The sequence below is a fragment of the Zobellella sp. DQSA1 genome, assembly GCF_041950555.1.
GTDB lineage: Bacteria > Pseudomonadota > Gammaproteobacteria > Enterobacterales > Aeromonadaceae > Oceanimonas.
Map to the genome: position 1 here is coordinate 815,037 of NZ_CP169531.1, position 21,348 is coordinate 836,384.

20 protein-coding genes are annotated in these 21,348 nt (G+C 61.3%); 11 read left to right on the top strand and 9 right to left on the bottom strand.

The annotated features are described in order from the left end of the window. The first annotated feature begins 7 nt into the window (after positions 1–7). The 6 genes from ACEVBK_RS03965 to ACEVBK_RS03990 all read left to right on the top strand — a co-directional run bounded on the left by ACEVBK_RS03965 (position 8) and on the right by ACEVBK_RS03990 (position 5,396). Positions 8–1,180: a pilus assembly protein gene (locus ACEVBK_RS03965; RefSeq protein ID WP_375057294.1), complete on the top strand. Its 1,173-nt coding sequence runs from the start codon at positions 8–10 to the stop codon at positions 1,178–1,180. Then, positions 1,177–2,427 (top strand): CpaF family protein, encoded by a 1,251-nt coding sequence (locus ACEVBK_RS03970; protein WP_375057295.1) that lies wholly within the window; start codon positions 1,177–1,179, stop codon positions 2,425–2,427. The genes ACEVBK_RS03965 and ACEVBK_RS03970 overlap by 4 nt, the downstream gene beginning before the upstream one ends. A gap of 26 nt (positions 2,428–2,453) precedes the next feature. Further along, the gene (locus tag ACEVBK_RS03975) at positions 2,454–3,338 is read left to right on the top strand and encodes a type II secretion system F family protein (protein WP_375057296.1); all 885 of its coding nucleotides are present in this window, start codon (positions 2,454–2,456) and stop codon (positions 3,336–3,338) included. Position 3,339: 1 nt separating this feature from the next. Further along, entirely contained in the window at positions 3,340–4,227 is an 888-nt protein-coding gene (locus ACEVBK_RS03980; RefSeq protein ID WP_375057297.1) for a type II secretion system F family protein, read from the top strand. Further along, positions 4,224–5,000: a tetratricopeptide repeat protein gene (locus tag ACEVBK_RS03985; RefSeq protein WP_375057298.1), complete on the top strand. Its 777-nt coding sequence runs from the start codon at positions 4,224–4,226 to the stop codon at positions 4,998–5,000. The genes ACEVBK_RS03980 and ACEVBK_RS03985 overlap by 4 nt, the downstream gene beginning before the upstream one ends. A gap of 114 nt (positions 5,001–5,114) precedes the next feature. Next, positions 5,115–5,396: a DUF3613 domain-containing protein gene (locus ACEVBK_RS03990; protein ID WP_375057299.1), complete on the top strand. Its 282-nt coding sequence runs from the start codon at positions 5,115–5,117 to the stop codon at positions 5,394–5,396. Here the strand turns inward: ACEVBK_RS03990 and ACEVBK_RS03995 are convergent. The 9 genes from ACEVBK_RS03995 to ACEVBK_RS04035 all read right to left on the bottom strand — a co-directional run bounded on the left by ACEVBK_RS03995 (position 5,393) and on the right by ACEVBK_RS04035 (position 15,008). Then, the gene (locus ACEVBK_RS03995) at positions 5,393–6,148 is read right to left on the bottom strand and encodes a response regulator (protein ID WP_375057300.1); all 756 of its coding nucleotides are present in this window, start codon (positions 6,146–6,148) and stop codon (positions 5,393–5,395) included. The genes ACEVBK_RS03990 and ACEVBK_RS03995 overlap by 4 nt on opposite strands. 92 nt (positions 6,149–6,240) lie before the next feature. Next, positions 6,241–8,943: a PAS domain-containing protein gene (locus ACEVBK_RS04000; RefSeq protein ID WP_375057301.1), complete on the bottom strand. Its 2,703-nt coding sequence runs from the start codon at positions 8,941–8,943 to the stop codon at positions 6,241–6,243. A 9-nt stretch (positions 8,944–8,952) separates the two neighbouring features. Further along, the gene (locus tag ACEVBK_RS04005) at positions 8,953–9,423 is read right to left on the bottom strand and encodes a prepilin peptidase (protein WP_375057302.1); all 471 of its coding nucleotides are present in this window, start codon (positions 9,421–9,423) and stop codon (positions 8,953–8,955) included. A gap of 271 nt (positions 9,424–9,694) precedes the next feature. Further along, positions 9,695–10,498, bottom strand: coding sequence for a LuxR C-terminal-related transcriptional regulator (locus tag ACEVBK_RS04010; RefSeq protein WP_375057303.1), 804 nt, complete (start codon positions 10,496–10,498; stop codon positions 9,695–9,697). 118 nt (positions 10,499–10,616) lie between these two features. Continuing rightward, positions 10,617–11,261 carry a CoA transferase subunit B gene (locus tag ACEVBK_RS04015; RefSeq protein WP_375057304.1) on the bottom strand — a complete coding sequence of 215 codons (645 nt, stop codon included), beginning with the start codon at positions 11,259–11,261 and terminating at the stop codon, positions 10,617–10,619. Positions 11,262–11,272: 11 nt separating this feature from the next. Continuing rightward, the gene (locus ACEVBK_RS04020) at positions 11,273–11,971 is read right to left on the bottom strand and encodes a CoA transferase subunit A (protein ID WP_375057305.1); all 699 of its coding nucleotides are present in this window, start codon (positions 11,969–11,971) and stop codon (positions 11,273–11,275) included. A gap of 68 nt (positions 11,972–12,039) precedes the next feature. Then, positions 12,040–12,660: a maleylacetoacetate isomerase gene (gene maiA, locus ACEVBK_RS04025; protein WP_375057306.1), complete on the bottom strand. Its 621-nt coding sequence runs from the start codon at positions 12,658–12,660 to the stop codon at positions 12,040–12,042. Further along, positions 12,647–13,633: a fumarylacetoacetate hydrolase family protein gene (locus ACEVBK_RS04030; RefSeq protein WP_375057307.1), complete on the bottom strand. Its 987-nt coding sequence runs from the start codon at positions 13,631–13,633 to the stop codon at positions 12,647–12,649. Before ACEVBK_RS04030 ends, maiA begins: the two co-directional genes overlap by 14 nt. A gap of 244 nt (positions 13,634–13,877) precedes the next feature. Continuing rightward, positions 13,878–15,008, bottom strand: coding sequence for a homogentisate 1,2-dioxygenase (locus ACEVBK_RS04035; protein ID WP_375057308.1), 1,131 nt, complete (start codon positions 15,006–15,008; stop codon positions 13,878–13,880). Positions 15,009–15,204: 196 nt separating this feature from the next. On the opposite strand from ACEVBK_RS04035, the gene ACEVBK_RS04040 reads away from it, so the two are divergent. From ACEVBK_RS04040 to ACEVBK_RS04060, 5 genes are all read left to right on the top strand, one after another. After that, on the top strand, positions 15,205–15,654 hold the full coding sequence (locus ACEVBK_RS04040) for a MarR family winged helix-turn-helix transcriptional regulator (RefSeq protein WP_375057309.1): 450 nt from the start codon (positions 15,205–15,207) through the stop codon (positions 15,652–15,654). Between the two features lie 49 nt (positions 15,655–15,703). Next, the gene (locus tag ACEVBK_RS04045) at positions 15,704–17,242 is read left to right on the top strand and encodes a sigma-54 interaction domain-containing protein (protein WP_375057310.1); all 1,539 of its coding nucleotides are present in this window, start codon (positions 15,704–15,706) and stop codon (positions 17,240–17,242) included. A gap of 198 nt (positions 17,243–17,440) precedes the next feature. Beyond that, positions 17,441–18,004, top strand: a complete 564-nt coding sequence (locus tag ACEVBK_RS04050) for an OsmC family protein (protein WP_375057311.1) — start codon at positions 17,441–17,443, stop codon at positions 18,002–18,004. Positions 18,005–18,126: 122 nt separating this feature from the next. Beyond that, positions 18,127–20,829 carry a cation-translocating P-type ATPase gene (locus tag ACEVBK_RS04055; RefSeq protein ID WP_375057312.1) on the top strand — a complete coding sequence of 901 codons (2,703 nt, stop codon included), beginning with the start codon at positions 18,127–18,129 and terminating at the stop codon, positions 20,827–20,829. Further along, complete coding sequence (locus tag ACEVBK_RS04060) at positions 20,826–21,320, top strand: histidine phosphatase family protein (RefSeq protein WP_375057313.1); 495 nt, start codon at positions 20,826–20,828, stop codon at positions 21,318–21,320. The genes ACEVBK_RS04055 and ACEVBK_RS04060 overlap by 4 nt, the downstream gene beginning before the upstream one ends. Positions 21,321–21,348: the final 28 nt, after the last annotated feature.

Consider the following 21,348-nt stretch of genomic DNA (forward strand, 5'->3'; position numbering starts at 1 on the left):
GATGGCCATGGAACAGACTTTTCTTGTTTACTCTGCCAACCAGGCGGACGTCGAATGGTTGCAGTCCACCCTGCAGCCCTGCCAGGTATTGGCCGTGAACGAGCATCTCGATGAGATCCTCGGCCTTATCGACATTACCGAAGCCGGCCTGATCTTTGTGGGGCTGGATCCGGAAAACATGAGCAGCCAGTGCAGCCTGATCGAAGGGCTGCTCGAGGCCCGTCCCCTGCTGACCGTGGTCGGACTCGGTGATGGAATGGATAACCAGCTGGTGATCAATGCCATGCGGGCGGGGGCCCGGGACTTTATCGTTTACGGCATGCGCAGCAGCGAGGTGATGGGGTTGGTGCGCCGGCTCAGCCAGCGGGTGCCGGTGATGCCGCAGCAGAAATACAGCAGCTGCCTGACGTTGCTGTACGGGGTGCAGCCGGATCCGGACGCCGCCCTGGTGGGCGTGCACCTGGCCCACTCCCTGCAGCAAAAAGGAAAACGGGTGCTGCTCATCGATCTGGGCTGGCCCGCGGGAGAAAGCCTGGAAATGCTGGGGTTACAGCCGGGCTTTTCCTTTGGCGATGCCCTGCGCAACCTGCGTCGGCTGGATGGCAACCTGATTGAAAGCGCCTTCAACCGCCATGACAGCGGGCTTTATGTACTGGCGTTGGGCGACGATGACCCCAGGTTCAACCAGGTGCCTTCAACCGAGCATTACTTGCTTAAAGGCGCCCTGAGCCAGCATTTTGATCACGTGGTGATGAACCTGGTCGGGCAGGCCGACTGTGAGCAGTTGCGTACCCTGGTGAACCAGTGCCAGCAAGTCTATTGGTATGTGGATCAAAGCGTGGCTTGCTGCAAGCGCAACCTGCAGGTGCTGGGACGCTGGCGGGAGCAGGGCATGCGCCTGGAACAGGTACGGCTGGTGGTGGATCGTTACGTCAGGCAGGTCGCGCCGGATGCCATGACGCTGGCTTCCACCTTCGGGCTCTCCCTGGCGGCCAGCCTGCCCGCCAGCCTGCCCGCCAGACTCAAGGTGAAGAACAACGGCCGTCCCCTGAACGAACTGGAGCCCAGGGATCCCTTGAGTCGCGCGCTTGGACAACTGGCCAACCAGGTGGCCAGGAGCGGCAGCGGTGTCGACCAGGAAAGTGGTTGGCTCAGGCGCCTGGTGGGGGCCATATCATGATTCAGGACCCCCTGTTTGGACACAATGGCAACACCGGAGTCCAGGGACCGCTGCTCAAGGGAGCCTTGCATCGGCACATTATCGATGCCCTGGAAGAGCAGCCCGATAACCTGCTGGACAGCAGTCGGCACCTGCTGGCGCAGTTTGTCAATGTCAAGGTGGGGGAGTATGCCAAGGGGCGCCATATTCCGCTGTCCCGTTATGAACAGGACAAACTGACCGAAGAACTGGTGGACGAGCTGGTCGGTTTTGGCCCGCTGGAGATGCTGCTGCGGGATCCGTCGGTGACGGAGATCCTGGTCAATGGCCCGCACCGTATTTTTATTGAACGCAAGGGGGTGCTGCACCGCAGCGATCTGCGCTTTATCGACGACGCCCACCTGCTGCGGGTGATCCAGCGGATCCTGGCGCCGGTCGGCCGCCGGCTGGATGAGTCTTCCCCCATGGTGGACGCGCGCATGCCCGACGGCAGCCGGATCAACGCGGTGATTCCGCCGGTCGCCATCGACGGGCCCGCTCTGTCGGTGCGCAAGTTTCGCAAGGACATGCTCAAAAGCACCGATCTGCTGGCGTCCGGCTCGCTCGACAAGGCCATGCTGAACTTCCTCGAACTGGCGGTAAGTCGGCGTTGCAATATCCTGGTGAGCGGGGGAACCGGCACCGGCAAGACCACCATGCTCAACATGCTCAGCCAGGTGATTTCGCCGGCGGAGCGGATTGTGACCATAGAAGATACCGCCGAGCTGCAGTTGAAACATGACCACGTGGTGCGCCTTGAAACCCGGCCTCCCAATGCCGACGGTTATGGGGAAATTGCGGCGCGGGATCTGGTGCGCAACGCCCTGCGGATGCGGCCGGACCGGATCATCCTCGGTGAAATACGGGGCGTGGAGGTACTCGATGTGCTGATGGCCATGAACACCGGCCACGATGGCTCCATGACCACGCTGCACGCCAATAATGCCCAGGATGCCCTGCTCCGGCTGGAAAGCCTGGTGGGCATGTCGGGGCTGCAGGTGGCGGAACGAACGCTGCGCCAGACGGTCTGCTCGGCCATCGACGTGGTCATCCAGCTTGTCCGCCTGGCCGACGGTCGTCGCTGCGTCAGCGAAATCCTGGAAGTGATTGCACTGCGTGACGGGCATTATGTCACCAATACCCTGTTCAGGTTGCAGCGGGATGGAGCCCATGCCTTTGTGCGGGAGGCGGTCAACCCGGGTGGAGAGAAGCTGCAGAACATGCTTTGAGCCGATGAAGAGATATCAGGATTGAGATGCCTATGGAGATGCCGTTGCTGTTGGGACTGCTGGCGCTGACGCTGCTGCTGCTGTCGATTGCGCTGTTCCGTAAGGCCATGCTGAAGGCCAGGGCTGAGTCTCTGGCCGAGCGGCTGGTTCGGGTAAGGGGAGCGGAGCAAAAAGCCGCGCTGGGTTCGTTCGACAAGACCCTGCTGAAGGCCGGTTTGCAGCTATCTCCGCTGTCGGTACTGCTGCTGAGTACCTTGCTCCTGGGCACCATGCTGCTGTTTTTCCTGCTGTGGGGGATCCTCATGGCCATGGCGGGGGGGATCTTGCTGCTGGTGGTTGCCCGGCTTTATGTCGGCTGGCGTTTCCGACGCAGGGTGGCGAGGATGATAACCCAGTTGCCGGCCATGCTGGATCATATGAGCCGCAGCCTGAAATCGGGGCGAACTCTGGCGGACGCCTTGTCCCTGGCCATTGCCGCCGGCCCGGATCCCCTGCGCCACGGCCTGGGCAGGAGCCAGCGGTTTATCGAGCGCGGGGGCAGCCTCGAAGAAGCGATGGACGATTTTGCCGAGCTTTATGACAGGCCCGAATTCCGGCTGCTTGCCCTGGCCGTCAGGGTCAACCAGAAATACGGCGGTAACGCTACCGAAGTGCTGGGCAACCTGATTTCACTGATACAGGAAAGAGACAAGGCCAGCCGGCAACTGAAGGCGATGACCGGAGAAACCCGGATCAGCGCCCTGGTGCTGGGAGGGCTGCCGGTCTCGATGGCGGCCTATATTTTTATTACCAGCCCGGATTTTTTCATGGGGTTGTGGACGGATCCCTCGGGAAAACTGGTGTTGCTCAGCGCCTTCGTGTTCCAGCTGCTGGGGTCGCTGACCCTGTGGCGCATGCTGAGGAGCATTTGACATGAACGGCTTTATCATCAGCTCGCTCCTGCAGTTGGGTCTGGCCGTGCTGCTGCTGGTCCTGCTTTATCAAAACCGGCGGCAGCGCCGCCTTGTCAGCCAGCGGCTGGGCAAAGCGGCCGGGGTAGACAAAGAGCGGTTGTTGCATGAATTTGGCCGCAGCCGTCTGGGTAAGACGGGGCTGAGCCTCGACATGGAAACATTGCAATTGCTGGATCAGCTTGGCTGGCGCAGGAGCAGCAAGAAGGCGCTGTTCATCGCTATCCAGCTTGGCCTGCCGGTGGTGCTGGTGCTACTGGCCCAGTTGGTCAGCCTGCTGTTTTCCGGGCCGGGGGGGGTCTCTTGGCCGACCATGCTGTTTTTGATCGGGATAGGCTACCTTGTCCCCAAGCGGGTACTGGTTGGTGCGGTTCAGCGCAGGCGGCAAAAACTCGCCGCCGAAGTGGAGGCTGCCCTGCCATTGCTGCGTGTTCTGTTCGAAGTCGGCATGGTGGTGGAACAGGCACTGCGGGTGTTGGCCCTTGAAGGACGTCATATCCTGCCCGAGCTGTCCGGTGAGCTGCGGCTGTTGCTGCAGAGGGTAGATGCCGGCCTGGACTTGCAGGGGGAACTGCGGCGTACCGCCGAACTGCTCGATGTGGACGAAGTCAGTGACTGTTTCGTGGTGTTCGAGCAGCTCTCCCGCCAGGGGAGTGGAGCCATGGCATCCCTGCAAACGATGAAAGAGCTGCTGACCGAACGGCGCATGACGGCCCTGCAGGAAAAGATTTCCAAGATGTCCGCCAAGATGTCCATCGTCATGGTGGGTTTTTTGTTCCCGGCGTTATTGATTGTTCTGGCGGGGCCTGGCTTTATTGCCATTATCAGGGCCTTTGGGGAGATGGGATGAAACGAGTAGCGGGGCTGGTGCTGGTTGCCGGCATCTTGAGTGGCTGTGTATCAACCTCGGCCGGCAAGACGAGCGGACTACCCGAAGGGTCGCCTTATCTGGTCAAACCGGCACAGGGTAAACCCAGGCCTTGCGAATCGCTGACCCGAGAGCAGGAGTTGGCGCTGAACCTGTCCGTAGAGATGGTCGGGGGGCAACGACTTCACGCCGCCCTGGCCAACCTGGAACGGCTGCCGCCGGAGCTGCCGGAGGCCCGGCTGGGCAAGGCGCAGGTGCTGCGCCTGCTGAACCGGCCCGAAGCGGAAGGACTTTACCGGAGCCTGCTGGATACCTGCCTGGTGGCGGAAGGCCATCACGGCCTGGCGCAGATGGCGGTGCGCAAGCATGACAACGAACTGGCTCAACAGCATTTGCAGCAAGCCATCGCCTTCAAGCCGACCAACGATGCCATGCGCAATGACCTGGGCGTGGTTTATATGAAGCAACGCGATCTGGATGAAGCCAGGTTCGAGTTCCTGACCGCCATCGAACTGAACGAAGGGGAATCGCAGGCGTTGCGCAACCTGCTGACGCTGATGTTGTATCAGGATAACTTCGATGCGGCGGCGAAGCTGATGTCCCGCTACCAGTTGAACAGTCGTCAGTACCAGGTCGCTCTTGGCCGGGCCCAGGCGATGAAGCAGGAAGACCGCCGGACCGGATCGACCGCCGCAGGCAGGACCGCCGAATCCGAAGCGACGGTAACCGTGATGACGGCTGCACCCGCCGGGTGAATCCAGTTCAGGAGGGCGATGGAACCAGGCGGCCGCAACCCACCACCGACGACGGTCATTGGTACATGGGGGCCGGCCCCAGCCATCATGACATGACGAAACAGGGAGATTTTTATGAGTATTAACGGGTATTTGGCGGGAAGCCTGCTGCTGGCGTTGTCTGCTGGCGTGGCCGCGGACGGCGCGTTTGAGCGGGGTGGGAATTGGGAGGAAGGGACTCGTCAGCAGACCGAACGCTGGTTGCAATTGCAACGGGAAGGGGCGGCGGCTTCTATTTATAGTCAGGCCGCGACAGCCGCCGAGCGAGAACTGGCGAACCAGCGTTGGCTGGACAGCTACAAGCACCCCATCCCCGATTTCTTCGAACAAGGAGTGGAGGGCGGTATCGGTAATTAAGGCTGCTGACCCGAGAGGGAAAGGGCCAGTTGGGTGCGGTTGCGCATTTTGGTGAGCCTGAGGATCTGCGATACATAGAGCTTGACGGTGTTTTCGCTAATGCCCAGCTCGACCGCTATCTGGTAATTCGTCATTCCCTTACCGATAAGCAGCGCGACCGCCTGCTGGCGAGGCGACAGTTTTCCCAGCAACTCCTGGTCGCTGACGGGACGATTTCCGTCCGTTTTTTCCTGCTCCGAATCTGCCGTTGCGGTGGTGTTTTGCAATAACGAGACGTCCTGCTTGAGCTCGTTGATAAAATCCGACAACTGGCCCAGTTTGGTGTTGATTTGTCCGATGAAGAGGTTGTTTACTTCCTGCTGGAGGATGTCCCTGAGCTTTTCGACCCCATGCAGTACTTCCTCCATGTCCAGCGGTTTGGAGTAGTAGTCGGAAATGCCCGCCCGCAGGGCATTGATCACATTTTCTTTTTCGGATTGTCCCGTAAACAGCACGGATTTCAACGGCCTTTGTTCTTCCGCCGCCAAGCCCAGAAGCGTTTTGAGCAGTTCCAATCCGTTTTTCCCCGGCATACGCAGATCGCTGAGCACGATGGAAATGTTCTTGTGCTGTTCGAACAGCTGGGTGGCGTTTTCAGCATCATAACAACTGATGCACTTGAAGCCATGATCGGTGAAGAATTCACTTAGTTCCTCGGTGATCAGCGGTTCGTCATCAACGATCAAAATGGTATTGAACTGGGGCTTTTCCATGGAGTTGTTCATGTTATCTCGCATTCATTTATAATTATAGTTTTTTGATTATAACCCTGTGTTTATATATATAAAGCATTTAGTGTCATTATTTATAAGAGAGACTCTTCTTTTCGAATGTTTATATTGTTATCGCACTTTTTGAATGGTATTTTCATTGTGAAGAGAGCGCCATCTTCAGCGTTTTCTGCTATCAGTACGCCTTTCATTTGCTGAATGATGCCAAAGCTAACGGCCAAGCCCAGCCCTGTGCCTTTTCCTGGTGGCTTGGTCGTAAAGAAAGATTCAAAAATCTGTTCCAGATAATGGGGAGGGATGCCCCCGCCGTTATCCTTAACCTGAATGATAAGCTCGTCACCAGATGTATAGGTGTCCATGCTGATCCGGCCCTGCAAGTCCGGTTCCATCTCCTTCCGTTGCGTTATGGCATCCTTGGCATTGACCAACAGGTTAATCAACACCTGCTCAAGCTGATCCTGGTGCCCCATGAGCAAGGGTGCGGGTTTGCTGGCAATATGAATGTCAATACCATTTTTCAACAGGGTGTCTCGCGTCAGGGACAGGGCGCCATCTATTGCATGCTGCGGATCAAATGGCGTCATTTCCAGCGCCGACCGTCGGCCGAAGAACCTGAGGTGCTCGATGATTTTTGCACTTCTTATGATTTGCTCTTCAATTCTATTGAGTTTTGACCTGACATAGTCTCCGTCGTATTCATTGGTGTTTATTTTCCTCAATAGATTGGTCAGGGATATCCTCATGACATTGAGTGGCTGGTTCATCTCGTGGGCCAGCGTGGTCGCCATTTCTCCAATGATGGCCATCTTGGCGCTTTGATACATCTCCAGCCTGGCTTTATAAACGTCGGTATTATCCCGGCCGACGGCTTGTATTTCGTACAGTCGTCCCTGTTCATCAAACAGTCCCCGTTCGGCCCAGAGCACCCATATGGGTTCGCGATTGGGAAGATGAAGGCAAATCTCGGCGCTGGCGATGGGAGACTGTGGAGAAAGCGAAGCCATTCGGTTGTTGAATACCGAAAGTTGCTCTTCGGACAAAAACTCTGTCAGATTTACCGGCGTGTCGGATAACGAGTCGATACTCAGGTACGAAAGGAAAAGACGATTGGCGAACGTCAGCTCAAACGCCGGGTTGTAGCGGCAAATAATGGCGGGAGAGTCCTCCACCAGGATGCGGTATCTTTCTTCGCTCTTGTGCAGCTTTTCACTGATGATGGTGGCATCGGTGACATCGATATAAAGCCCCACGACTTCCTTGGGTTGACCCCATTGGTCATAAAGCAGCTTGGCCTCGTCCATCAGCCAATGATAGTTTCCTTCTGCATCCACGACCCGGTAATTGCAGCTGGCGATGCCTTCCTTGAGCAGCTTCCTGGTTCTGCCATGAAAAATCTCTTTGTCGTCGGGGTGAATGTAGCTCGGCAGAGGATCATTTTTGAACTGCTCGGGCTCCCAGCCCATCAGCGTGCTGAGGCTGTCGCTGAAATAAACGCTTTTCAGGGCGCCATCCTGGTATTCCTGGAAGTAGATGATGGCAGGAGCGTCGGCGATCAGGGAACGTATGCGTTCGTCGGCGGACTGGGCTTGTTGTTCATGCCGTTGCATCCTGTCGATATCGAGCAGGCTGCCGAGCAGGGGCTGATTTTTCTCCCGCGGCTGCGGAGTAAAACTGAGCTGGAACCAGCGTAGTTCACCCTCAGTTATTATTCTGATGTTCTGCTGGAAGGGAGTATCCCTGGTACAGGCATCGCTCAGACGGTCTTGAAACTCGTCGACATCGGCGGGAGAAATGAGCCGGTAGAACTCCGTGTCTGAACAAAAGGCAGGAACGCCGATCTTGCTGTGCATTTGTTCGGGAAAGTGGAACATGGCCGTGTCTGGATCAAACTCCCACCAGAAAACGCCTTGCATCTGGGACATGTGCCGGTTGCGCATTTTTTCGCGTTGGCGGTGTTTTTCTTGCCTTTTGATGGCCACGGCCGATAACAGGGTACTGGTAATAGACATCCAGTCCTTGTTGCTGAGGCATTGTGCGTTGCCAAATGTTGAAGGACCGGCGAAAAGCAGCCAGGCATCCGTTTGCTGTCGTCCCTGGTAAGGTATGGCCACACAGTGAGCAAGTCCATTGCCGGTGATGTCTTCCGCCAGCCGTACCGGCTTGCCCTCGTCCAGGCTGTCAAGGTAGTCGGAAAGCACCCGATTTTCCGGCGCGAATTGACCGGCGTTTGCAAGGCGCGTTTGTTGATAGGGGATCCATCGTCGCTCGTTGTTTTTGACAAACACCGCCAGGTTTGGAATACGCAGCATCTGGATCAATTCGTACAGGCAGTCCGACAGCGTGTCGTGCAAGGCATTGGGCGGACAGTTGATTATTTTCTGAGCGCCGTAAATGGCGGATTCCAGCAATTTAAAACGAAAGGCCTGCTCTTTTTCCTGGTTGAATGCCCTGGTGTTGTCTATCAGTATAAGTTTCCAGCCGACGTCCATCTTGTTCACACAGCCATGCATATGGAGCAAGCCTTTGTTTTTGGTCTTCAGGCTGAAGCGAAGGGACTGGCCTTGCCACTGTTCGGGCTTATCGTCAAGCAAGGGGGCGGTGAGCAGGTCGCTAAAGTGGCATGGTGCCAAGGGAAATTCTGCACTCAGGGCCCCCCGGTGGCTGATGATGTTAGCTTCGTCATCCAGTTGGAATATGACGCCCGGATGGGAATGCACAGACTCCGTCTGAACCGATAGTACGGTTTTTTTCTTGGTGGGCCGTAACCAGTTTTTCAAGTTATGTCCTTACTTCAGCAGCCAGGGTGACAGTATGAAGCCGAGGAATATAAAGGGAGCATAGGGGGGGCTTTTTATATTCTCCGGGGAAAGGCGGTTGATTTTTGCTCTGAACGGCGGCGGCAGTCGAGGCCAGGCTCTATGGATACCCAGCGCCCACACGAGCATAGCCAGACCGGCCAATGCGATGGTCCATAGCAGATACCGCTGATCGGTGGCCAGTGACAGGGCCAGCAGCATTTTTACATCGCCGGCGCCCATCTTCCCCAGTACATATCCGGGCAAGGTGATGGCCAGGGTCATAATGGCTGCGGTAATGGCTTGCCCGGAAGATGAACCGACCAGAGTGGTACCATTGAACAGCAGCCAAACCAAGGCAACAAGACAGGCGGGCAGTGTCAGGTAGTTTGATATTTTCTTCTGGTTGGCATCCTGCAGGGCACAAAAGCCGGCCCATATCGCTAAAATAGGATAGACCATTATTTGCTCCGGCTCTCGATAAACTGTCGATATAGTGTCACCAAACGTTTCCTTGATCCATCAATGATGGTGAAGGCAGAAAGGTTGTTGCAATATTTGACATCGGAGGCGGACTATTGGACCAGTCGCGCTGGTTGCGGATATCCGTGACCAGCCGTTGATGGAGGAATCTTCGCCTTGCTCTGGTGAGGTGGCCATATATGCCGGTGCGGGAACACCGGCATCTTGGGGGGAAATAAAATATCGGGGCTGGGAGTATGAAGTTTTTATTTCACTTCGTGTCCAGAGTAATCAGGTGGTTCAGGAACAGCAGGAACAACTCGGACTGGGAGCCGAGGCCGAGTTTGGCATAGGCACGCTTGCGGTGGTTCTTGACGGTGCCTTCGCCGATGCCCAGGCGTTCGCCGATTTCCCGGGAGCGGTGGCCGAGCAGCACCAGACGCAGAACCTCCCGCTCGCGTTTGGTCAGCAGCTTGCCGCCCAGGCTGGCGAAGGCGAGATCGATCCGGCCTTTCACGTCGTCCTGTTCCGGCGGAGCCGCCGATAGCTCGCCGGCGAGGGCGCCCCAGTGCTGCAGGCACAGATTCTGGAGCAGGGGCTCGAGCTGGCGCAAGGCGGCCAGTTGCTCCTGGCCCATGGCGGTCCGCCGGCCCAGGCGGCCGAGGGAAAACACCACCGTCACCTCGTCGTTCACCCGGCTGATGATGCCCACCTCGTCGTGCCAGCCGGTGTTCTGGTAGAAGCCCCGATAATAATCGCTCTTGGTGAAGAAGCGGGGAAGCAGCTCGGACAGCAGGTAGACCCCCGGCGCCACTCCCGTCTGCACCGCCTGGTAGAAGGGATCTTCCCGGTAGGCCTGGTGCAGGTAGTGTTCGAACAGCACCTGGCGTTGCTCGGTGAGGGAGTCATAGAGATAGATGGGCTTATGGTTACGGCTGTAGCCCAGCACCAGGGCGCAGTCGAAGGGCAGCGCTGTGTTGATAAAGGCCACCAGGGCCCGGGGAAAAGCCGGGGTGTGGATGGCGGCCACCGCATCGGTCAGGGCGGGCAGCCAGGGGGGCGCGGATGCGGGCATCGTTGTTCTCCGTGTGGGTCCGGCCGGCGCCGGTATTGCCGGAGGCACAGGGTAGCAGGAACCGGGACCGGAAAGGAGAAATAGGATCCGGGCTGGGATGCCCCGGCCCGGTCCGGGCTCAGCGATGGTTGTCGATGGGCAGCAGGGGAACGCCGGTGGCCTGCTGCAACTGTTCGAAGCTCACCCCCGGAGACAGCTCCCGTACCTGCAGGCCTTCCTCGGTCACATCCATTATTGCCAGATCGGTGATGATGCGGTCGACCACGCCCTTGCCGGTGAGCGGCAGGCTGCATTCGGACACTATCTTGTGTTCGCCCGACTTGGCCGTGTGCTCCATCAATACTACAACCCGGCGTACCCCGGCCACCAGGTCCATGGCGCCGCCCATGCCCTTGATCATCTTGCCGGGAATCATCCAGTTGGCCAGATCCCCCTTGGCCGATACCTGCATGGCACCGAGAATGGCCAGGTCTACATGGCCGCCGCGGATCATGGCAAAGGACTGGGCCGAGGAGAAGAAGGCCGACCCGGGCAGGGTGGTGACCGTCTGCTTGCCGGCGTTGATCAGATCCGCATCCACTTCTTCCTCACGCGGGAAGGGACCTATGCCGAGCAGGCCGTTTTCCGATTGCAACCAGACTTCCTGGCCGTCGGGAATATAATTGGCCACCAGGGTGGGCAGGCCTATCCCCAGATTGACGTAGTATCCGTCTTGCAATTCACGGGCGGCTCGGGCGGCCATTTGTTCTCTGTTCCAGGACATGCTTGCCTCCCTTATGGGCGAGTGGTGCGTTGTTCGATGCGTTTTTGCGGCGTCGGGTTGACGACGATGCGTTGGACATAGATGCCCGGGGTATGGATTCGATCCGGATCCAGTTCGCCGGTTTCTACCAGTTCTTCCACTTCCACCACGGTAATACGGCCGGCGGTGGCCACCTCGGGGTTGAAGTTGCGGGCGGTCATGCGGAACATCAGGTTGCCGGCCTTGTCGGCCTTCCATGCCTTGACCAGGGCGATATCGCCAGTCAGGCTCTGTTCCAGCAGGTATTCCTGGCCGTCGAACACGCGGGTTTCCTTGCCTTCCGCTATCAGGGTGCCCACGCCGGTACGGGTGTAGAAGGCGGGGATGCCGGCCCCGCCGGCGCGCAGTTTCTCGGCCAGGGTGCCCTGAGGGGTGAACTCCAGCTCCAGCTCGCCGCTGAGGTACTGGCGTTCGAATTCCTTGTTTTCCCCCACATAGGAGGAAATCATCTTTTTGATCTGGCGACTCTGCAGCAATAGTCCCAGGCCGAAATCGTCGACGCCGGCGTTATTGGAAATACAGGTCAGATCTCGGACGCCGCTGTGCTGCAGAGCCTCGATCAGGGCCTCGGGAATGCCGCACAGGCCGAATCCGCCGACCGCGATGGTTTGCCCGTCCCGGACTATGTCTTGCAACGCCGCCTGGGCGGAGGGATAAATTTTGTTGGCCATACTGAATTCCTGTTTATCAGCAAGAGGGTGATGGTATTGAAGTCTAGCTCCTGATAAGTGCCTGGACCTTACCGGCTCTCCGGCCGCGCCCGCTGGAAGGCCTCCAGCCGGTTGCAGGCCTCGTCGATGGCGACCAGGCGCGGGTAGGGCGCGAGATCCAGCTTGAAGCGGCGGGCGTTGTAGAGCTGGGGCACCAGGCAGAGATCCGCCAGGCCCGGGGCTTCGCCGCAGCAGAAGGGCGCGTCCACGCCGGCCAGCTGTTGTTCCAGGGCGCCCAGGCCCTGTTTCAGCCAGTGCTGGTACCAGGCCAGCTTCTGCTGTTCATCGATGCCGAATTCGCCCACCAGATATTGCAGTACCCGCAGGTTGTTGAGCGGGTGGATGTCGCAGGCCACCTGCAGGGCCAGGGCCCGGGCACGGGCGCGGGCCAGGGCCCCGGCCGGCAGCAGCGGCGGTTCGGGAAAGCGCTCGTCCAGGTACTCGATGATGGCCAGGGACTGGCCGAGCAGGCCCTCGCCGGTGTCCAGGCTGGGCACCAGGCCGGTGGGGTTGAGGGCGCGGTAGTCCTCACCACGCTGCTGGCCTTCCAGCAGGTTGACGGGGATGGCCTCATAGGCCACCCCTTTCAGGTTCAGCGCTATCCGCACCCGGTAGGCGGCGGAGGAACGGACGTAGTCATAGAGCTTCATGTTTCACCACCCGCTGATCGATGGCACCGAAGATGGAATGGCCGGCCTCGTCCAGCATCTCGATGCGCACCCGGTCGCCGAATTTCATAAAGGGGGTGCTGGCCTCGCCCTGCTCGATGATCTCCAGCATGCGCCGCTCGGCCAGGCAGCAGGAGCCGGTGCTGCGATCCACGTTGGACACGGTGCCCGAACCGATGATGGCGCCGGCGCAGAGTGAGCGGTTGAAGCTGACGTGGGCCACCAACTGGGCGAAGTCGAAGGTCATGTCGGTGCCGGCATCGGGCTCGCCGAACAGGGTGTCGTTGAGGTGCACCCGCAGCCGGCGGTGGACCTTGTGCTCCCGCCAGTAGCTGCCCAGTTCGTCAGGGGTTACCGCCACCGGCGAGAAGGAGGAAGCGGGCTTGGACTGGAAGAAGCCGAAGCCCTTGGCCAGCTCGTGGGGGATCAGGTTGCGCAAGGAGACGTCGTTGACCAGCATCAGCAGCCTGATATGGTCGCCGGCCCGCTCGGCGGGGGTGCCCATGGGCACGTCGTCGGTGATCACCGCCACCTCGCCCTCGAAATCGATCCCCCAGGCCTCGTCCGCCAGGCGGATGTCCTCGCGCGGGCCGATGAAGCCGTCGGACACGCCCTGGTACATCAGCGGATCCGTCCAGAAGCTGGCCGGCATCTCGGCGCCGCGGGCCTTGCGCACCAGCTCCACGTGGTTGACGTAGGCGCTGCCGTCGGCCCACTGGTAGGCCCGGGGCAGGGGCGAGGCGCAGGCGGCTTCGTCGAAGGCGAAGCTGTCGGCGCAGGCACCTTCGTTCAACTGCTGGTACAGGGCCTGCAGTTTTGGCTCGGCCTCGGCCCAGTTGTCCAGGGCCGCCTGCAGGGTGGAGGCGATGGCTCCGGCCTTTACCGCCCGGCTCAGATCCCGGGACACCACGATAAGCTGGCCGTCGCGGCCCTGTTTGAGAGAGGCTAGTTTCACAGTAATCTCCTTAACTTCAATTTGTTGGCAAAGTTGTCTGAATACTTCGATGAGGTCGGCCAAAGGGCCGGCTCCGCCGACGCGCTGTAAATACTTCCCTGTACGCTCGGCACATCCATCCCTGGCATGTAACGGTCGGCGGAGCGGCTTCCCTTGGCCTCCTCTCGGGCATAGATGTTGCCTGCTCAAACCACTCTGCAAGTCTGTCAGTAGCTTGTGTAAGATGTCTTCCAGCTTCCCGCTATCAGCCTTTCACCTGCCAGGAATTCACATAATCCGGATTTTCCACCCCCTCCGGCAGGGCGGCGACGTCCAGCGGCAGCCGGGTATCGATCATCACCGCCACCTCGTCGGTCTCGGTGCGGGCGTGTTTGGCGCCGGCGGCGAAGGCCTTGGGGTGGGGGCCATGGGTAAAGCCGCAGGGGTGCAGGGTGATCATGCCCGCGTCGATATTGTCCCGGCTGAAGAAGTTGCCCTTGTGGTAGAAGATGACCTCATCGTAGTCGTCGTTGTTGTGGTAGAAGGGCACCTTGAGCGCCCCCGGATCCGATTCTATGGGCCTGGGCACGAAGGTACAGATCACGAAGCCGTTGGCCACGAAGGTGGTGTGGGCCGAGGGCGGCAGATGGTAGCGGTGGCTCATCAGCGGGCGGATATCGCGCCAGTTGAGCCGGAACACGGTGAGATCGCCCTTCCAGCCCTGGGCATCCAGCGGGTTGAAGGGAAAGGTGATTCGGTTCATCTGGTCCCGGGCCTTGAGCCGTACCTGCCATTCACCGGGCTGGGCGCTCTGGGCCTTGAAGGCGTCGTCGATGCGCGGGTATTCCAGTACCGCCGGATCGAACACCGCATGCTGGCCCACCAGACCGCGTTCGGCGTTCATGTAGGAGCCGTTGCTGGCCTCGATCATCAGCAGGGTCACCGGCTCTTCGATTTCCAGCCGCCAGGTGGTGGAACGGGGCAGGATCAGGTAGTCGCCATCATTGAAGGCCAGTCGGCCGTAGTCGCAGTAGATCCAGCCCCGGCCCTGGTGCACGAACAGGCACTCGTCGCCGTCACCGTTGCGTACCAGGTGATCCATGGATCGATCGCTTTTCCAGATGCGTACCTTGACGTTGGCGTTGTGCAGCAGTGGGATGGCGTCCCAGGGGCTGTGACCCGGCTGTTCCAGCCGGTTGGTGTCGAAGGCGCGGGGTCGCAGGGGGCCTTCCCAGTCACTCCAGCCGGTGGGGGCGTGGGTATGGTACATATGGGCGGCGGGGCCGAAGAAGCCCTCCTTGCCTATTTCCCGCTCGAAGGTTCCCTCCGGCATGTCGCAGTGAGCCTGGTGCGAGGTGTTACCCTCGCGGATGGGAAATTGGAACCAGTTACGCATCTGTCTGCTCTCCCTGAAAATGATTTGGTTGCATTTGTTACTAATATCCATGGCTACGATGGATATTTCAAGTGCCATTGTTAAAATATAGTAAATTAAAGGAGTTTTTTTTGGGAAAGAGAGCTTTTCGTTGCGTATCGTTGGAATAAAATAGTTACACTGTTTTCCATATTGAGCCCTTGCCAAAGGATGTTGCATGGCAGAGAAAAAAACGCATTTTGTGCTGGATGACTTCGTTCCCTACAAGTTGATGCTGGTGTCGGAGCGGGTGGGAGCCGGCCTGGCCGCTTTTTACCGGGAGGAGTTCGGCATCAGCCGGCCGGAGTGGCGGCTGCTGGCCGCGATCGGGCACAAGGAGAAGATCATCGCACGGGAGCTGGCCGAGTTCACCTGCATGGACAAGGTCAAGGTGTCCCGCGGTCTGCAGGGGCTGGAAGAAAAGGGGCTGATCGCGCGCAGCCCCCTGCCCGAAGATCAGCGAGCCGCCCTGGTCGGCCTGACCCCGGCGGGGCTGGAGCTGTATCGGCGCATGGTGCCCCGGGTGCTGGAATGGGAGGCGAGCCTTATCGACTGCCTGTCGGCGTCCGAATACCGGGACATGGTCAACGGCCTGGATCGGCTGCTCAGGCGGCTGGAGGAGTTGTAATCCCTCTTACGCTTATACTTGGGGAAGTGCCCGCCACCGGAGTTTTCCCATGCCCGTTACCGATCGTCCCTTCCTCGACCAGCGGCTGCTCGAGGCCCTGGCTCGCGGCCTGGCCGACAGCTCGGGCCAGGCTTTTTTCGAGCAACTGGTGCGGCAACTGGCGTTGATGCTCGGGGTCAAAGGCGCCTGGGTCACCGAGTGGCAGCCGGCCCGCCGCCGGTTGCGGGCGCTGGCGTTCTGGTTTGACGGCCATTATATCGAGGATTACGCATACGATATCGGCGGCACCCCCTGCGAGCCGGTGATCACCCGCTGCGAATTGACCCTGGTGGCGGAGCGAGTGATCGAGCTTTATCCCCGGGATCCGGATCTGCCGTCCCTGGGCGCGGTCAGCTACTTGGGCCAGCCCCTGCTGGACACCAACGGGGTGGTGCTCGGCCACCTGGCGGTGCTGGACGACAGGCCCCTGGCGGCCAGTGCCGCCCTGCTTTCGGTGTTCCGACTGTTCACCGCCCGGGCCTCGGCCGAACTGGCTCGGCTGTGGCGGGATCAGGCCCTGGCCGAGCGGGAGGCCCGGCTGCGCACCCTGGCCGAAGAAGCCCGCCAGTTGCGGGAGGACATCGCCCGGTTGCAGGGCGAGGCGGAAATCCTGGGCGAAAGCCCGCCCATGCGCCGGATGCGGGAGGAGCTGCGGCGGGTGGCGGGGCTCGACACCACGGTGCTGATCAGCGGCGAAACCGGCACCGGCAAGGAACTGGTGGCCAGTGCTCTCCATCGCCAGAGCGGGCGGGCCGCCATGCCCTTTGTCCGGGTCAACTGCGCCGCCATCGCCCCAGGGCTGCAGGAGAACGAGTTTTTCGGCCATGAAAAGGGTGCCTTCACCGGCGCCCTGCAGCGGCGGGAGGGACGTTTCAAGCTGGCCGACGGCGGCACCCTCTTCCTCGACGAAGTGGGGGAGATGCCGCCGGATCTGCAGGCCAAGCTGCTGCGGGTGCTGCAGGAAGGGGAGTTCGAGCGGGTGGGCGGCGGCCGCACCGAAAAGGTGGACGTGCGCCTTGTCGCCGCCAGCCACCGGGATCTGGCGGCCATGGTGGCGGAGGGGAGCTTTCGCCAGGATCTCTGGTACCGGCTCAACGTGTTTCCGCTGCGGGTGCCACCCCTGCGTGAGCGGGGCGACGACATCCTGCTGCTGGCCCGGGCCCTGCTGGCACGTTTCGCCCGCCGCCACGGCCTGCCCCAGCCGGAACTGAGCGAACAGGACGAATGCCGCCTGCGCCGCTACCCCTGGCCGGGTAACGTACGCGAGCTGGAAAACGTGCTGGAGCGGGCGCTGATCATCAGCCCGGACGGCCGTCGGCTGGCCCTGGACCGGGCCCTGCCCGATACGGTGCCGGCACCCTGGCTCCATGAGCCCGGCGAGCCTGCCATCCTTACCGCGGCGGAACTGGCGGCGCTGGAAAAGGCCAACCTCGAACGGGCCCTGGCCTGTTGCCATGGCAAGATTGCCGGCCCCGACGGCGCCGCCGCCCTGCTCGGGTTACATCCCAATACCCTGAGTTCCCGCCTCAAGGCCTTCGGCATTCGCTGATGCCTCCCCCGATCTCGTGCTTCCCGATCCGAATTATCGTGAAACACGAGATATCGGGAGCTGCGGTGTGGGCGGAATAAATAACAATAAGCTGATTATAAAGTAAATTTTTGTTCCTCAACGGCTGGCATAAGGTTTGCGATGGTAGAAACGAGGCGAGAGCCATCGCCCAGCCACCATCACCCGAGGAGCAATGCCATGAACACTCACACCCAGATGATCAACGGTCTCGACAAGGATCAGATGATGACCACCATCGCCGCTATCCAGCAGCAGCCGGGCCTGGCCCGTTTCCAGTTCCGGGCCCGCAACCACTGGATCAGCGGCGGGGAGAACCGCTCCAGCATCCAGGACTTTTACGGCGCCGGCCAGGAGGACGAGTCCCGGGCCGAGCCCTTCCACTTCACCAACGGTGAGCCGCCGGTGCTGCTGGGCGCCAACGAGGGGGCCAACCCGGTGGAATACCTGCTGCATGCCTTGGCCGGCTGCGTGACCACCACCCTGGTGCTGCATGCGGCCGCCCGCGGCATCCGCATCCGGAGTCTGTCCACCGAGCTGGAAGGAGACATCGATCTGCACGGCCTGCTGGGCCTGGATGACGGCGTGCCCGCCGGTTACGAGCAGATCAGCATCCGCATGAAGGTGGACGCCGACTGCAGCGACCGGGAGCTGGAAGAGCTGATGGGCTATGCCCGCCAGCATTCGCCGGTGTGCAACACCGTTTGCCGGCCGGTGCCGGTCAGGCTGGTGCGGGTCGCCTGACCTCGGACGGCCGGGTTCTTCCAGGCCCGGCCGCCATCGTCCTTGTGATATATCAACGGTTTGTCATTACTATACTGCTAGAGTAGCTACAATGAATTGTGCGCTGCAGCAAGAGGTGAACGATGAACCGAGGGTCCGCGAACAACAGTTCCCCTTCTTTTCCCCCCAACTGGCATAGCCAGCCCGGCGAGGCGGTGGCGGCCGGACTGGACAGCCCCGAGCAGGGCCTGAGCCGGGCCGAGGCCGAAACCCGGCTGCACCGTTTCGGGCCCAATCAACTGCCCGGGGTGGCGCCCACGCCCTGGTGGCGACGGCTGCTGCGCCAGTTCCACAACCTGCTGATCTACGTGTTGCTGGGCGCCGCCGTGCTGGCGGCGCTGATGCAGCACTGGGTCGACACCGGCGTGATACTGGCGGTGGTGTTGGTCAACGGTGTCATCGGTTATATCCAGGAAGGACGGGCCGAACAGGCACTGCAGGCCATCCGCGCCATGCTGTCGGCCAAGGCCACGGTGATCCGCGATGGCGAGCGGCGGCGGATCGACGCCAGCGAGCTGGTGCCCGGAGACAGGGTCTGGCTGACCGCCGGCGACAAAGTGCCGGCGGATGTCCGCCTGCTGAATGTCAGCCGGCTGCAGGCCCAGGAGGCGGCCCTCACCGGCGAGTCGGTGCCGGTGTCCAAGGATGAGGCGCCGGTGGCGGAGGACGCCGACCTGGGGGACAGGCGCGGCATGCTCTATTCCGGTACCCTGATCACCCAGGGCCAGGGCATGGGGGTGGTGGTGGCCACCGGCGCCCGCACCGAGCTCGGCAAGATCAACCGGCTGCTGGCGACGGTGGAGGAGCTGACCACTCCCCTGATCCGGCAGATGGCCGGTTTCGCCAAGACCCTGACCCTGGTGATCCTGAGCCTGGCGGTGCTGGTGTTCGTGCTCGGCTTGCTGCGGGGGCAGGATCCCCAGATGCTGTTTATGGCGGTGGTCAGCCTGGCGGTGGCCGCCATTCCCGAAGGCCTGCCCACCATCCTCACCGTGGCCCTGGCCATCGGCGTGACCCGCATGGCCCGGCGACGGGCCATCATCCGCCGCTTGCCGGCGGTGGAAACCCTGGGCGCGGTGTCGGTGATCTGTTCCGACAAGACCGGTACCCTGACCCGCAACGAGATGATGGTGGCCAGCCTGGCCCTGCCCGACGACCGCTACCGGGTGGAGGGCAGCGGCTATGCACCCGAGGGCGATCTTCACCGGCTCGACGGCGTCGAATCTCCTTCCCGCGCCTTGGCGCCCCTGCTGCAGGCCTGCGTGCTGTGCAACGACAGCCGCCTGCTGCGGGTTGCGCAGGGCTGGCAAGTGGAGGGGGATCCGATGGAAGGCGCCCTGCTGACCCTGGCGCTCAAGGGGGGGCTGGATCCGGCCGAACAACAGCAGCATTACCCCCGTCGCGGGGAGATTCCCTTCGACTCCCGCTACAAATATATGGCCAGTTGCCACCGCCGGGAGGACGGCACCGCTTTCCTGCTGGTGAAGGGGGCGCCGGACGTGCTGCTGACGCTATGCCGGGAAGAGCATGGCGGCCAGCCCCTGGAGCAGGGCCGCTGGCAGCGAGAAATGGAAGAGATCGCCGCCGGCGGCCAGCGGGTGCTGGGCTTTGCCACCAGGACGCTAACGGCCGCCGAGGCCGAAGGCGAGCTGCGGCATGAACAACTGGAACGGGGCCTGCAATTGCTCGGCCTGGTGGGGCTGATGGACCCGCCCCGGGAAGAGGCGATAGCGGCGGTGGCCGAGTGCCACCGTGCGGGCATCCAGGTCAAGATGATCACCGGCGATCACGGCATCACCGCCGCGGCCATCGCCGCCCGGCTGGGGTTGCACAACAACGACGAGGTACTGACCGGAAGGGAGCTGGAACAGCTGAGCGACGCCGAGCTGTGCGAGCGGGTAACGGAGGTGAACGTGTTCGCCCGCACCACGCCGGAGCACAAGCTGCGCCTGGTGCAGGCGCTGCAGGAGCGGGGTGCCGTGGTGGCCATGACCGGCGACGGCGTCAACGATGCCCCGGCGCTCAAGCGGGCCGACGTGGGAGTGGCCATGGGCCAGGGCGGCACCGAGGCGGCCAAGGAGGCCAGCGAGATGGTGCTGACCGACGACAACTTCGCCACCATCACCCGGGCGGTGCACGAAGGGCGCACCGTGTACGACAACCTGAAAAAAGCCATCGTCTTCCTGCTGCCGGTCAACGGCGGCGAATCCCTGTCCATCATACTGGCCCTGCTGCTGGCGCTGACCCTGCCCATAGAGCCGTTGCAAATCCTCTGGGTGAACATGGTCAGCTCCATCGGCCTGGCCCTGGCCCTGGCCTTCGAAGCCAGCGAGCCCGGGGTGATGCGCCGTCCTCCCCGGGACCCCTGCGCCCCCATACTGTCCCGTTTCCTGATCTGGCGCATACTGCTGGTGTCGACCCTGTTCACCATCGGCATTTTCGGGGTCTTCCAGTGGTCCCTGGCCGCCGGCCACGAGGTCGGCTATGCCCGCACCCTGGCGGTGAACACCCTGGTGGCCATGGAGGTCTGGTACCTGTTCAGCGTGCGTCACCTGTACAGCGAGAGCCCGGCCTGGACCGGGTTACGCAGCCTGAGGCCGGCCCTGCTGGCGGTAAGCGTGGTGCTGGCGTTGCAACTCTTCTTCACCTACACGCCCATCATGCAATTCTGGTTCGGGACCCGGCCCCTGGCGGCGGGCCACGTGCTGTTGACCATAGGGATTGGCCTGGCGGTCTTCCTGGTGTTGGCGCTGGAAAAACGGCTGGTCAGGGTGGAGGGTAAATGAAGCGGTTGACCCTGGTGCGCCATGCCAAGTCGAGCTGGGACGACCCGACCCTGGCCGACCTCGATCGGCCCTTGGGCGCACGCGGCCTCAAGGATCTGCCGGTGATGGCGCCGTTCGCCGCGGCCCGGTTGCCGCCGGTGGATCTGCTGCTGTGCAGTCCGGCGCGGCGCACCCGGGACACGGCACTGGCGTTCGCCGCTGCCTTCGGCTATCCCGAGGGCGGCATGGTATTCGACGCCGGGCTCTACGAGGCTTCCGGGACCAGGATCATGGGACTGTTGCGGGGGCTGCCCGGAAATGTTGGCCATCTGCTGCTGGTGGGCCATATGCCCGGCCTGGGCGAACTGAGCAGGATGTTGTGCGGCGGGCCGGGCGACAAGTTCCCTACCTGCGCCGTGCTGCACATGCGGCTGGCGATTGTCGGCTGGAGCGAGTTGCAGGCGGGCAGAGGCGAGCAACTCTGGTATCAGACCCCGAAGCGGATGGGCTGAGCTACACTTAGCCTCCGAACGGGCCAAG

Excerpts from the sequence above, each read along its gene's own strand:
- ACEVBK_RS03975 (WP_375057296.1), top strand. The coding sequence starts at position 2,454 with ATGCCTATGGAGATGCCGTTGCTGTTGGGACTGCTGGCGCTGACGCTG.
- ACEVBK_RS04005 (WP_375057302.1), bottom strand. The coding sequence starts at position 9,423 with ATGGTCTATCCTATTTTAGCGATATGGGCCGGCTTTTGTGCCCTGCAG.
- ACEVBK_RS04015 (WP_375057304.1), bottom strand. The coding sequence starts at position 11,261 with ATGTCCTGGAACAGAGAACAAATGGCCGCCCGAGCCGCCCGTGAATTG.
- ACEVBK_RS04020 (WP_375057305.1), bottom strand. The coding sequence starts at position 11,971 with ATGGCCAACAAAATTTATCCCTCCGCCCAGGCGGCGTTGCAAGACATA.
- ACEVBK_RS03970 (WP_375057295.1), top strand. The coding sequence starts at position 1,177 with ATGATTCAGGACCCCCTGTTTGGACACAATGGCAACACCGGAGTCCAG.
- ACEVBK_RS04045 (WP_375057310.1), top strand. The coding sequence starts at position 15,704 with ATGCCCGTTACCGATCGTCCCTTCCTCGACCAGCGGCTGCTCGAGGCC.
- ACEVBK_RS03980 (WP_375057297.1), top strand. The coding sequence starts at position 3,340 with ATGAACGGCTTTATCATCAGCTCGCTCCTGCAGTTGGGTCTGGCCGTG.
- ACEVBK_RS04040 (WP_375057309.1), top strand. The coding sequence starts at position 15,205 with ATGGCAGAGAAAAAAACGCATTTTGTGCTGGATGACTTCGTTCCCTAC.
- ACEVBK_RS04055 (WP_375057312.1), top strand. The coding sequence starts at position 18,127 with ATGAACCGAGGGTCCGCGAACAACAGTTCCCCTTCTTTTCCCCCCAAC.
- ACEVBK_RS04060 (WP_375057313.1), top strand. The coding sequence starts at position 20,826 with ATGAAGCGGTTGACCCTGGTGCGCCATGCCAAGTCGAGCTGGGACGAC.
- ACEVBK_RS03985 (WP_375057298.1), top strand. The coding sequence starts at position 4,224 with ATGAAACGAGTAGCGGGGCTGGTGCTGGTTGCCGGCATCTTGAGTGGC.
- ACEVBK_RS03965 (WP_375057294.1), top strand. The coding sequence starts at position 8 with ATGGAACAGACTTTTCTTGTTTACTCTGCCAACCAGGCGGACGTCGAA.
- ACEVBK_RS04010 (WP_375057303.1), bottom strand. The coding sequence starts at position 10,498 with ATGCCCGCATCCGCGCCCCCCTGGCTGCCCGCCCTGACCGATGCGGTG.
- maiA (WP_375057306.1), bottom strand. The coding sequence starts at position 12,660 with ATGAAGCTCTATGACTACGTCCGTTCCTCCGCCGCCTACCGGGTGCGG.
- ACEVBK_RS03990 (WP_375057299.1), top strand. The coding sequence starts at position 5,115 with ATGAGTATTAACGGGTATTTGGCGGGAAGCCTGCTGCTGGCGTTGTCT.
- ACEVBK_RS03995 (WP_375057300.1), bottom strand. The coding sequence starts at position 6,148 with ATGGAAAAGCCCCAGTTCAATACCATTTTGATCGTTGATGACGAACCG.
- ACEVBK_RS04050 (WP_375057311.1), top strand. The coding sequence starts at position 17,441 with ATGAACACTCACACCCAGATGATCAACGGTCTCGACAAGGATCAGATG.
- ACEVBK_RS04035 (WP_375057308.1), bottom strand. The coding sequence starts at position 15,008 with ATGCGTAACTGGTTCCAATTTCCCATCCGCGAGGGTAACACCTCGCAC.